Source organism: Dehalococcoides sp. (assembly GCF_041654235.1).
Classification (GTDB): Bacteria; Chloroflexota; Dehalococcoidia; order Dehalococcoidales; family Dehalococcoidaceae; genus Dehalococcoides; species Dehalococcoides mccartyi_B.
In genome coordinates this window covers 1-12,002 of sequence record NZ_JBAZDW010000040.1, presented here as the reverse complement: position 1 = coordinate 12,002, position 12,002 = coordinate 1, and the positions used below count along the sequence as shown (strand labels likewise).

The 12,002-nt window shown below is 49.6% G+C and carries 14 protein-coding genes and 1 pseudogene; 2 read left to right on the top strand and 13 right to left on the bottom strand.

Going from position 1 to position 12,002, the window contains the following annotated elements; translation table 11 throughout:
- From WC259_RS05840 to WC259_RS05785, 12 genes are all read right to left on the bottom strand, one after another.
- The coding region (locus WC259_RS05840) for a [Fe-Fe] hydrogenase large subunit C-terminal domain-containing protein (protein WP_372643558.1) at nt 1-1,122 on the bottom strand (1,122 nt) is incomplete at its 3' end.
- Complete coding sequence (locus tag WC259_RS05835; RefSeq protein WP_011308779.1) at nt 1,110-2,363, bottom strand: NADH-quinone oxidoreductase subunit F; 1,254 nt, start codon at nt 2,361-2,363, stop codon at nt 1,110-1,112. The genes WC259_RS05840 and WC259_RS05835, both read right to left, overlap by 13 nt.
- 1 nt (nt 2,364) lies before the next feature.
- Entirely contained in the window at nt 2,365-2,832 is a 468-nt protein-coding gene (locus WC259_RS05830; RefSeq protein ID WP_011308778.1) for an NAD(P)H-dependent oxidoreductase subunit E, read from the bottom strand.
- A 445-nt stretch (nt 2,833-3,277) separates the two neighbouring features.
- Complete coding sequence (locus WC259_RS05825) at nt 3,278-3,691, bottom strand: low molecular weight phosphatase family protein (protein ID WP_011308777.1); 414 nt, start codon at nt 3,689-3,691, stop codon at nt 3,278-3,280.
- Nucleotide 3,692: 1 nt separating this feature from the next.
- Nucleotides 3,693-4,358: a phosphate signaling complex protein PhoU gene (gene phoU, locus WC259_RS05820; protein ID WP_011308776.1), complete on the bottom strand. Its 666-nt coding sequence runs from the start codon at nt 4,356-4,358 to the stop codon at nt 3,693-3,695.
- Between the two features lie 12 nt (nt 4,359-4,370).
- Nucleotides 4,371-5,126: a phosphate ABC transporter ATP-binding protein PstB gene (pstB, locus tag WC259_RS05815; protein ID WP_015406792.1), complete on the bottom strand. Its 756-nt coding sequence runs from the start codon at nt 5,124-5,126 to the stop codon at nt 4,371-4,373.
- Nucleotides 5,127-5,978 carry a phosphate ABC transporter permease PstA gene (pstA, locus tag WC259_RS05810; RefSeq protein ID WP_011308774.1) on the bottom strand — a complete coding sequence of 284 codons (852 nt, stop codon included), beginning with the start codon at nt 5,976-5,978 and terminating at the stop codon, nt 5,127-5,129.
- On the bottom strand, nt 5,971-6,831 hold the full coding sequence (gene pstC, locus WC259_RS05805) for a phosphate ABC transporter permease subunit PstC (protein ID WP_011308773.1): 861 nt from the start codon (nt 6,829-6,831) through the stop codon (nt 5,971-5,973). The genes pstA and pstC overlap by 8 nt, the downstream gene beginning before the upstream one ends.
- A 74-nt stretch (nt 6,832-6,905) precedes the next feature.
- The gene (locus tag WC259_RS05800) at nt 6,906-7,760 is read right to left on the bottom strand and encodes a phosphate ABC transporter substrate-binding protein (protein ID WP_015406791.1); all 855 of its coding nucleotides are present in this window, start codon (nt 7,758-7,760) and stop codon (nt 6,906-6,908) included.
- 42 nt (nt 7,761-7,802) lie between these two features.
- Nucleotides 7,803-8,237, bottom strand: coding sequence for a methylglyoxal synthase (locus tag WC259_RS05795; RefSeq protein ID WP_011308771.1), 435 nt, complete (start codon nt 8,235-8,237; stop codon nt 7,803-7,805).
- Between the two features lie 208 nt (nt 8,238-8,445).
- Nucleotides 8,446-10,191, bottom strand: a complete 1,746-nt coding sequence (locus tag WC259_RS05790) for an ATP-binding protein (RefSeq protein ID WP_078986746.1) — start codon at nt 10,189-10,191, stop codon at nt 8,446-8,448.
- 2 nt (nt 10,192-10,193) lie between these two features.
- Nucleotides 10,194-10,886: a response regulator transcription factor gene (locus WC259_RS05785; protein WP_011308769.1), complete on the bottom strand. Its 693-nt coding sequence runs from the start codon at nt 10,884-10,886 to the stop codon at nt 10,194-10,196.
- A 132-nt stretch (nt 10,887-11,018) separates the two neighbouring features.
- Between WC259_RS05785 and WC259_RS05780 the strand changes: the two genes are divergently transcribed.
- Nucleotides 11,019-11,438: a type IV pilin protein gene (locus WC259_RS05780; protein WP_015406789.1), complete on the top strand. Its 420-nt coding sequence runs from the start codon at nt 11,019-11,021 to the stop codon at nt 11,436-11,438.
- Nucleotides 11,439-11,527: 89 nt separating this feature from the next.
- Nucleotides 11,528-11,740 carry a hypothetical protein gene (locus WC259_RS05775; protein WP_011308767.1) on the top strand — a complete coding sequence of 71 codons (213 nt, stop codon included), beginning with the start codon at nt 11,528-11,530 and terminating at the stop codon, nt 11,738-11,740.
- A 3-nt stretch (nt 11,741-11,743) separates the two neighbouring features.
- Here WC259_RS05775 and WC259_RS05770 read toward each other — a convergent pair.
- Nucleotides 11,744-12,002: pseudogene (locus tag WC259_RS05770) on the bottom strand (ornithine cyclodeaminase family protein); the annotation flags it as partial.

Genomic DNA, 12,002 nt, shown 5'->3' with positions numbered 1-12,002 from the left:
GTCTTTAAAACCGCTGTCATTCATTTCGGGACGCTGGCACTCAAACTTCTTGGCAGTACAAGGCATGACCGAAACATTGACAATAGTCTTGGGGTCTATGCCTGCCTTTTCCGCATAATAGGTCTTGCAAACAGCCCCGAACATCTGCTGGGGGGATTTGGCGGAGGAAACATTGGGAGCAAGCTCAGGATAATAGTGTTCCATAAACTTGACCCAGCCCGGGCAGCAGGAGGTTATCTGGGGAAGCACTCCCCCCTCCTTAACCCGTTCCACCAGTTCCGAACCCTCTTCCAAAATGGTCAGGTCAGCGGTGAAATTGGTATCAAATACGGCATCAAAACCCAGACGCCTTAAAGCGGCATACATCTTTTTGGCAACCAATGTGCCGGCAGGCAAGCCAAGCTCTTCACCCAGAGAAACCCGGATTGAAGGGGCTTCCTGAACAACTACATGCTTGGCGGGGTCTGCTATGGCCGCCCAGACAGCATCTACCGCCGAGCGTTCCTTGATAGCACCCACCGGGCAAACCAGTATGCACTGGCCGCAGTTGGCACAGGCCACATTGCCCATACCCCTATCCATGGAGGTTGCCACCATAGTATCAGGGCCTTTATTTATAAAACCGATGGCATTTACTGTTTGTATATCGTGGCAGACGCGGACACAGCGTCCGCAGGCAATACATTTATTGGGGTCACGGATAATGCTGGGGCTGGTATTATCTATAGGCAATACCCGTTTTTCGCTTTCTTCAAAGCGCAGCTTTTTAACTCCGCATTCAAATGCCAGACGCAGTAAATCACAGTTCTGGTTGCGTTCACAGTTGAAACAGTCCTGCGGGTGATTTGCCAGCAGGATTTCAAGTATGGTGCGCCGGGCGCGGCGGACTCTGGCAGAATGGGTATTCACCTTCATGCCTTCGGCAACCTTGCGTGAGCAGGATGTAGCCAGACGGGGTTCACCCTCTATTTCCACCACACATACCCGGCAACCGCTATAACTTTTCAGGCCTTCAAAATAACACAGGTGGGGGATATTGATATTGGCCTCTTTGGCGGCCTGCAAAATAGTCGTACCCTCAGGTACGGTTACCTGCTTATTGTCAATATTTAGCGTAACCATACGCCTTCCTCCTTACGCACCTGCGCCAAGAATTCACCCTTGAAGTTACGTATGGCACTGGCAGCCACATTCAAGGCTACCTGTCCCAAACCGCAGGAAGCGGTGTCTTTCATTACCTCATGCAGTTCCAGTAACCACTCCAGTTCGTTGCGGTTACCCTGCCCGCGGGAAAAACGGCTCAGGATTTCAGCCGCCCGGCGGGTACCTTCGCGGCAAATAGAACACTTGCCGCAACCCTCTTCATCAAAGAAGTGGGCGACATTGGACGCTACATTTACCATGCTGGTATCAGAGTTTATCACAATAACCGCACCTGAACCCAGCATAGTACCGGCCTTGGCCAGAGTCTTGAAATCCAGACTGATATCCGTTTCGGTAAGCAGGCTGGAAGATATGCCACCCGGTAAAACCGCTTTGAACTTACCGTCTACGCCCCCCCCGGCCTCAAGCAAGTCCTTAAGGTTAGTCCCCAGTGGCAATTCAAAAACACCCGGCTTTTTCACGTTGCCGGAAAGGCAGAAGAGCTTGGTACCGGGATAGTCCGGATGGCCGATTGAAGCAAACCAGTCTGCCCCGTTATTTATAATGGCAGGAATATTGCACAATGTTTCAACATTGTTGACGGTGGTGGGTTTATCCATAAGCCCCACCTGCACCGGGTAAGGCGGACGAGTGGCGGGAATGCCCCTGTGCCCTTCAAGGGACTCAAACAGGGCGGTTTCCTCACCGCAGATGTACGCACCGGCGCTTTTGTAAAACTGGATATCCAGCGAGAAATTGCTCCCCATGATATTCTGACCCAGAAAACCGCGTTCGGTTGCCTGGTCTATGGCCTTTTGGAAAAGCTCTATCTCTTGGGTATAAACCTCGCGGGCGTGAATAAAGCCCTGAGAGGTACCTACCGCATAAGCGGCAATAATAAAACCTTCCAGCACCATATGGGGGTCATTTTTGAGTATTAACCGGTCTTTAAAAGTGCCCGGTTCGCCCTCGCTGGCATTGCAGACAATATATTTCGGGTTGGCCTTTTCCTTGCGGGTAAGCTCCCACTTGAGCCCGGTGGGAAAAGCCGCCCCTCCCCGACCCACCAGCTTTGAGCGTTTGACCTCGGCAATCACTTCCTCCGGGGTCATAGACAAAGCTTTCTTGAGGGCCTGGTAGCCGCCGTCAGCCAGATAGACATCAATATCCGCTGAATTGGCAGTGTTCAGATGGCGGGTAATAATCTTCAAGTCTTTCATCTTAGTAAGTCCTCAATTCATCCAGGACTTCGGTTACCAACTGAGCAGTCAGCTTACCGTAAACCACCCCGTTAATTACCATGGCCGGTGACTGGTCACATAATCCCAGACAGGGTACCAGCTCCAGGGTAAAACGTCGATCCAGAGTGGTTTGGCCCGGTTCTATACCCAGGTTGTCCACCAGGGTATCCAGAATGTTTTCCGTACCGTTCAGGTAACAGGGTAGCGAATTACACAGGCGGATCACGTACTTTCCCTTTTGGTTAGTAGAGAGCAGGCTATAGAAGGTAATCATGCCGTAAATATCAATTGAGGGAATGCTTAAGCATTCCCTCAAATAATTTACAGCTTCGTGGGGTATGTAGCCGCACTCTTCCTGAACCGCTTCCAAACATGGAAGGAGAGAGAGCCGAGAGCTTCCGCTCTGGGTAATGACGCCGTCTACTTTTTCTTTCCAGATACTTTCCATATTGAAGTAACTCCGGTTATTTTAATAGGGGGCGTAAAAGACTTGTACATACTAACATATAACGGCAAACAATATCAAATTATTGTATTATAATAATGATTATAGCTATAAACTAATAAAACAATAGGCAACTGGTTGCCATTAAGCACCGTATTCCCTTCGTAAACAAGTGACCAAATGTGCGGTCTATTGCCGTATTGTAAAAAGAAAGGTACTAGTACTTTTTATATAATACCACACAATGCAAGCCCTGGCTATCCCCCACCATGAATACCTTGGCTATGATATAAAATATATTCCGGAATGGTAACAAGCTACTATATAAAAGCGCTGGATACACCGCGCCTTGTACTGCGGCCTGTTTCGCAGCAATTACCTGCTGACTAGGTAAACCCTGTGCTATTCAGGTACGGCTCTTATCGGTAATAATGCAGGATTAGAGCTGTTAACCCTCGGATTTTTCCAGCTCCGCCAGCAGGTTTTCCACTTTTTGGCGGATACCACCGACTATCAGGCGGACTTCTGCCAGATTTTTACCCCTTGGATCAGTTATGCCCCAATCTTCCTGTCCGTATAAATGCCCCGGGCAGGACAAAGTAACATCACAACCCATACTTATTATGCGGCTGGCCTTATCCAGCATGTCCTGACTAAGCAGTTTGGGCTTAAGCCCGTCTGTATTTATGCCGTCTTCCTTCAGCACCGCCACTACCTCCGGGTTAAGGGCGGAGGATGGTTCAGTACCGGCTGAAATGGCTACAACCCTGCCCCCAGAGAGATTATTAAAGATAGCCTCAGCCGCCTGCGAACGGCCGGCATTATGCAAACATACGAACAAAACCTGTAGTCTGTTTTCCATATCAGTAGTTTGATGAACCTAACTCTTCTGATTTGCCGGTAATCACAAAAAGCACTCTCTCGCATATATTGGTCACCCGGTCAGCACTCCTTTCCAGATTGTGGGCTGCCCAGATAAGCCGGGTAGCCCGTGAAATGGTGTGGGGATCTTCGGCCATAAACACTAAAAGTTCACGGAAAACCTGGTCATACAAATTATCTACTTCGTCATCGTCATTTATCACGTTAATGGCTTCGGCACTATCCCGGTTGATAAACGCCCCCAGTGCCCGGTTGAGCATCTCCTGAGTCTTCACCGCCATGCGGGGTATATCCACCAGCGGCTTTAAAGGGGGTTCTTCGCCCAGCATAAGCACAATTTTGGCGTTGCCGGCAGCGTGGTCACCAATCCGCTCAAGGTCAACTATCATATTAAGCACCGCCACTATTATCCGCAGGTCACGGGCCATGGGTTGCTGGGTAGCCATAAGTTCTATACTTTTTTCTTCAATCTCAAAACGTTTACAGTTTATCAGTTTGTCTTCTTCTATAACCTGCTTGGCAAGCGCAATATCCCGCTCTTTCATAGCCTGAGTGGAGCGGTCAATAGCCTTACCCACCATACTCCCAAGGAGCAATAAGTCATTTTCAAGTTCCTTCAGGTGGCGGTCAAATCCCATTCGCGGCATAATCTGTCTCCTTTAACCGAAACGTCCGGTAATATAGTCTTCAGTGCGTTTATCTCTGGGGCGGGAGAAAATCTCACCCGTCCGCCCGTATTCCACCAGGTCGCCTGTCAGCAGAAAGCCAGTCCAGTCCGAGGCGCGGGCGGCCTGCTGCATGTTGTGAGTTACTATAGCAATAGTATAGTTTTGCTTCAGTTCCTGCATCAATTCTTCAATCCTCATAGTGCTCACCGGGTCAAGGGCGGAGCAGGGTTCATCCATCAGGATAACCTCCGGCTCTATCGCCAACACTCTGGCAATACACAGCCTTTGCTGCTGCCCGCCGGAGAGGGCCAGACCAGATTTATGCAGGTTGTCTTTGACCTCGTCCCACAAAGCCGCCTGACGCAGACTTTTTTCTACCACCTCGTCCAGACGGGACTGGGCAGTAGTGCCCAGCATACGCGGACCAAAAGCCACATTATCAAAAATGCTCTTGGGAAAAGGGTTGGGCTGCTGGAAAACCATACCCACCCGCTTGCGGAGGTTGACCACATCCAGATTGGGGGAGTAGATATTTTCATTATCCAGCAGTACAGCACCCTCCAGTCTGGCCCCGCTGACAATATCATTCATGCGGTTGAGGGCCCGCAAAAGGGTGCTCTTGCCGCAACCTGAAGGGCCGATTATGGCGGTTATCTGGCGTTCGGGGAAGTCCATATTTATATTTTTCAGTACCTGGTGCTTGTGATAGAAGAAGTTAACACCGCGGATTTTTATTTTAGGGTCCATTTAAACTCCTCCGCTCATGCGTTTCTGAAAACGCCGGGAAATGAAATTGGTTAAAGCATTCAGCCCCACAATAATCACTATCAAGACTGCAGCGGTGGCCATGGCCTTATCTATGGCATTAGTCTCGGTAGCCAGATAAAACACATGCAATGCCAGTGAACGCCCGCCCGAAAGAAGCGAATCCGGCATGGCGGCACTGCCACCCATAGTCACATATAAACAGGCTGTTTCACCCAAAGCCCGCCCGGCACAGAGTATCACCCCGGTAGCAATACCCGGCAAAGCTGCCGGCAGTATTACATGGGTTATGGACTGCCATTTGGTAGCCCCAAGAGCCATAGCCCCTGCCCGGTAGGAACGGGGAACTGTCTTTAGAGCTTCTTCTGTAGCCGTGATAAGCACCGGAAGCAGCAGGCAGGCCAGCGTAAGTGCACCTGAAAGTATGGAGAACCGGAAGTGGAGAACCGTGACAAACAGGGCAAACCCGAACAGGCCGAACAGGATAGAGGGCACACCTGCCAAAGTTTGAACGCCGTAACGGATAAAACGGGTCAGGCGGTTATCAGGTGCATATTCCACCAGATATATAGCCGCCCCGATACCTACCGGCACCAGTATCAGCAAAGTCAGGCCTACCAGATACAGGGTGGTGACAATAGTCGAAGAAATACCCCCGTCACCTGCCAGACCGCCTGCCGGCGGAGTAAACAGAAAATCCCATGAGAAACCGGGCAAGCCCCTTATAATAATGTAACCTATAATAAGCAGCAGAATAAGCAAGGTGATAATGCCTGCCGTCCACAACAGCGAAAACGCCACTTTCTGGGTGCTGCGGGAGGTAAATTTAAGCATGCTGTTCCCCCCGCTTCAGTACCAGAGTAGCCAGACTGTTTAATATAAGTATTAAAATCAGCAGCACCAGACCGGTAGCAAACAGGGCATTTTCATGCAGACCTGCCGCATAGTTTATCTCCACCGCAATATTGCCGGTCAGAGTTCTGGCAGGGTCAAGAGGCGAGGAAGGGATAATAACCGCATTGCCTATAACCATAATCATGGCCATAGTCTCGCCGATGGCTCTGCCCATACCCAGAACTATGCTTGCACCCACCCCTGAACGGGCAGCCGGCAAAAGTACATGCCAGATAGTCTGCCAGTGGCTGGCGCCCAGCGCCAGAGACCCTTCCCTGTAAGTGCGGGGGACAGCCCTAAGACTATCTTCGGATATGCTGATAATAGTAGGCAAAACCATAATTGAGAGCACCAGCACTGCCGCCAGTATAGAATAACCCGTACCCCCCAGATTTCTGACGGCCGGCACGATTACCATTATGCCTACCAGACCGTAAACCACCGAGGGAATACCCACCAACAGTTCAACTGCCGGACGCAGCAAATCCCGCACCCTTCGGGGTGCAACCTCTGCCAGCAAAATAGCACAGGCAATGCCCAGAGGCACTGCAATCACCATCGCGCCCAGTGTAACCAGTAAAGAACCCACTATCATGGATAGTATGCCGTATTCACCGTAGGTAGGGCTCCAGCTCTGTCCGAAAAGGAAATCCAGGGGATTTACTTCACCGAATAAAGGCAACCCCCCTTTTATAATAAATATGGCGATGGCCAACAGCACCAGTATGGAAACAAGGGCGGTGATGAAGACCCCGTATTTGGCCAGTTTATCAGTAAAATATCTCGGTAACATTTTTCCCTAAACCAGTCCGGGCAGAGAGTTTTCGTCTCTGCCCATCATGACTATCTGATTTGACCCGCCGTGGTTTAGTTTACGGATAAGTAACCCTCTTCGGTTATTATCTGCTGGACTGCATCACTTAGGCAATAGTCTATAAAGGCCTGCACCAGTTCGCTGGTGGTACCCTTGGTCAGGAAGTAAAGCGGGCGGATTATGGGGTAGGTACCGTTTTTACCATTCTCGGAGGTGGCCGCGATGCCGTTTATACTCAGGGCTTTTACAGCAGAATCTATGTAGCCGAAGGAGATAAAGCCTATGGCATCTTTATCACCGGAAAGGGCAGTCTTAAGAGCCCCGTTGGAGTTCTGAAGAACAGCATTGGTTACAATCCTCACATCAGCACCCATTACCAATTCCTCAAAGGCAGTCCGGGTACCCGAACCCTCTTCACGGGCCATTACATGGATAGCCTTGTCAGGGCCGCCTACCTGGCTCCAGTTGGTAATAACCCCTGAAAAGATATCCCTTACTTGGTCTATAGTCAGGTTATTAACGGCGGTATTATCAGGGTGAACCACAATGGCAATACCGTCTTTGGCCAGAAGGTATTTAGTCAGACCGGTTTCGGTATCCTTCAGGTCACGGGAAGCCGCACCGATATCTACAGTGCCTTCAGTTACAGACTTAACGCCCACTGACGAACCGCCGCCGCCAATTACCACTTTGACATTCGGGTTCAGGGCGGTGAAAGCAGCTGCCAGTTTTTCAGCCAGAGGCTGGACTGTGGTAGAACCAGCTTCGTTGATAGTCCCTGAAAGAGCGGTGGTATTGTCATCGTTGTTATCGTCGGTATCATTACCGCAACCAGCCACGCCCAGTGCCAGCAGCATAATGGCGGTTACAGGCAACATAATCTTTTTATTACTTGCTATCTTGTTCAATTTTTCTCCTTTTTCTTTTTACTTCTTTGCCTAACCTGTATATCAGCTATTCAGACTATTTAAAAGCTGGCTCTTCAGCCTATGCTCCTTAAGTTCCTCCGGATGCTCGAATATAAGGTGCAATACAGCCTCAGCGGTAGATACGTTGGTAGCTAAGGGTACATTATGTACGTCACACACGCGCATCAGGGCGGAGATATCAGGTTCATGGGGCTGGGCGGTCAGGGGGTCACGAAGAAATATGATAGCGGTTACTACCCCGCTGGCTACCATGGCACCAATCTGCTGGTCACCTCCCAGAGGGCCGCTTTGCAACAGGGTAACATTCAGACTTGTGCTTGCCTGAATCAGCTTACCGGTGGTGCGGGTGGCTACCAGATTAAGGCTTGCCAAGTCTGTTTCATGCTTCTTCACCAGTTCAACCATTTCCTGCTTCTTGTTATCATGGGCTACCAGAGCTAAAGTTATTCTTTCCATTATATTCACCTCCTTTCTTGTTTCATTTCCTCTTTCCTTATTCACACTATCAGTTTAATGCTTAAAGATTAAGACCATATAAAGAACATGTTAAGGTTATGTAAAATTTTCAGGATACCCTTAGTTAATAGATACTGAGGACTATTTCGGAAAACAAAAAAGCCAGCTTTATTCAAACTGGCTGGCGCTACCGGGTTTTAGGGATTCCTCAGGCTAGCGGCAAACTAAAGCTAAAGGTAGCTCCCTTGCCATAAACGCTCTCTGCCCAAATACTCCCGCCATGAGCCTGCACAATATGCTTGGAAATAGCCAACCCCAAACCTGTGCCCCCACCGGAACGGGATTTGTCCACCTTGTAAAAACGCTCAAACACCCGGGTTAAATCATCTTCGGGTATACCTATGCCGCTGTCAGTTACATATACTACCAGTGTTTGGCTCTGAGTGCGGACACCAATCTTTATCTTTCCGCCTTTGGGAGTAAACTTGATAGCGTTATGCACCAGATTAACCAGTACCTGCTCAACCCTGTTTTCGTCCAGTCTTACCTGCGGCAGGGTTTCAGGCAGCTCTACCCCAAGGGTTATGCCCGCCCGTTCTGCCTGAGGACTAAGCCTTTCAGCCGCCAGTTTGATAGCCGTTCTTATGTCTCCCGGCTGGAGGTTCAAAACCGCCTGCCCGCTTTCTATAGCAGAGAGATCACTTAATTCCGTAACCAGCTGGGCCAGTTTATCTACCTCAAGGTGGATTTTATCAATAAAACCGGCCGCCACATCGGGGTCAGATGCCGCCCCTTCCTGCAAGGTTTCTGTTAACAGTTTAAGAGAGGTAATGGGTGTACGTAATTCGTGGGAGATATTGGCTACAAAATCCCGTCTAACCTTTTCCAGCCGCCGAAGCTCTGAAAGGTCCTGCACCAGCACCAGATAACCGGACTGGCTGACCAGAGGGGTGGCAATAATGCCCAGAAAACGCTTGCCTGCGGTAAGCTCTACAAAACCCATCTCCTGTTTGCCGGAGGATTTAGCACGCTCAAAAACAGCGTTGATTTCATGGTCACGTATCGCTTCCACAAAGCTATGCCCTATTACTCCGCCAGCTTCCAGTTTGAATATTCGCTCAGAAGCGTGATTTAAAAGGTTTATTGAACCCTCACGGTCCAGCAGGAAAATACCGTCACCCATGCGTTCCAGTACCGCCGAAAGATAGTCACGCTCCGAACTGACAGCTTTTATACTGTCACGCAGGCGCTCAGTCATCAGCCGAAAGGCCTTTGCCAGCTCTTCCATTTCCCCCTTGCCGCTTACATCTATCTGAATGGTATCCATTTGCCCTTGGGCAATACGTCTGGAAATAGCTGTCAGTTCCTTAACCGGACGGGTAACACTGGCCGCTACCCAAACCGCCAGCAGACCGGCCGCCAGTATACTTATTACCGCACCCAGCAGAATAGTACGGTCTACCTCCCGTACGGCAGCGTACACCTCTTCCACCGGCAAAGCCACCCGCGCTACCGCCAGCACATCTTGGCCGCTTTTAACCAGAGTAGCCACGTACAGCATTTCATACCCCAGGCTGGCAGACGGGTGAATACTTATGCCGATGCCGCTTGCAAGGGCATCAATAAACTCAATTCTGGTAGAGTGGTTTTCCATTTCCGAAGGCAACTGGAGTGAATCTGCCAGCACCTGTCCGTCAAGGGCAATCACGGTCAGCCTTATATCCAGCGAAGCCCCAAGTTTCTTTACACCGGCATCAAAACTATCCGGGCTTTCGGTGATATATTCAGGCACTACCCGCGAAAACAGGGTAACCTCCTGTATCAGGCGTGACTGCAGGTTATCCATATACGAATTTTCCAGATGATTGGAAAGAAAAATACTCAGTATACCCACACAACCGGCAATAAGCAGGCAGAACAGAGTTATCAAACGCCATTTAAGGCTTCTGGTCATATCTACTCCTCAAACTTGTAGCCGGTTCCCCTGACAGTTATCAGGTGGCGGGGTTTGGAGGGATCAGCCTCTATCTTCTGGCGAAGCCAGCTTATATGCACATCCACCGTACGGGTACCGCCGGGATAGTCATAACCCCAGACCTTTTCCAGCAGTTGTTCCCGGCTGAAAACCCGATAGCGGTTCTGCACTAAAAAGCTAAACAGGTCAAATTCTTTCGGGGAAAAATCCAGAGCAACTCCGTTCCGTATTACCAGATGGCGTTCAATAAATATCTCCAAATCGCCTATCTTCAGCCCGCCTGCCGGCTCTGCCGGGGAGTTCTGCATCTGGCTGCGGCGAAGGAGAGCTTTCATTCTGGCCAGCAGTTCCTTCATGCCAAAGGGTTTGGATAGATAATCATCCGCCCCCGCTTCCAGCCCGTTTACTTTGTCCGCCTCACTTGAACGGGCAGTCAGCATAAGTATGGGAACACTGCTCTCGGCGCGGATAAGGCGGCAGAGTTCAAAGCCGTCTATACCCGGTATCATAACATCCAGTATAACCAGTGCCGGCTTAAACAGGCGGTAAACACTAAGTGCCTTCAGCCCGTCTTCAGCACATTCCAGCTGATACCCTTCTTTGGCAAGGTTATAACACAAAAGTTCCCGCAGAGTGGCATCATCTTCAACTACCAATATTTTATGCTCAGGCATGGCTAAAGTATAAAGCCAGCGGGTATTTTCAGCAAGACAGTCACTTTAATAAAAGGGTATTGCAACTGATGACTAAATTTTAGTACTATTGGAGATATAAATGTGGACAGGTGCAAGCACAGGGGGAGATTTATGAAAATGCCGCTAAACATTTTCAAGCGTGAAAGTGGTTTTACACTCATTGAAATACTGGTAGTTGTAGCCATATTGGGAGCATTGGCAGGAGTGGTAATCCCCAATGTAGTCAAATTTATGCACGAGGGCAAGGTAGAGTCAGCCAATACCGAACTGGCAAATGTCCGTCTGGCCGTCCTGTCCGCTATGGTAGATGTGAAAACAAATACCCTGAATGACGGAGGCACGGTAGGACCCGGCCATACCTCCAGTGTTACCTACGGTTCACCTTCCGTCAGCTTGCCAGTTCATAATTTTATTATGGGTGCGGTTATCGGTATATATACTCTAGATGAAAAAGGGCTGATATCAAGTGCCGAAATGCCCGAAGACAGTGACTGGGCAGGTCTCACTTTCGTAAATGGTGCCTGGCAGTAGCAACTGCCGGATAACAGTTACTATTTTCTTAAAATAGTAACTATAAAGTAGTTGACAGGTTATATCTACCTTAATGGTAATATAATAGTATGCAAATACCAGAAGCAGTATGTACCAAGTGCGGGGGGCATTATCACGGATGGGCGCTTTTAAATGCCCGCCACCAAAGCTGTGCCCAGTGCGGCGGTAAACTGGTAATAACTACTGAAGATGAAATCATTCAGGGTTATTCGCCCTTCTCTGCCGAGGAAGTAAATCTCAAAGCCCCCAAGCAGACACCCTCTAAAAAAACCCAGTCCTGAAGCCTACTCCACCAACGGCAGACTCAGGAAGGTTCCGAGATCACTTGCCCTCTGATACAGCCATTTGGCTACTGCGATATCTTCAATGGCCACTCCGGTAGAATCAAATACGGTTATATCCCCAAGTGATTGGCGGCCACATTTTTCTCCCATCAATATTTGTCCCAGATTGGCCTTGACCATTTCCTTATTAAAAGCACCAGCTTTCACGGGCACGTTCAGCTCACCGGCATGGATTGCCTGGTCCATATCATCTACCACC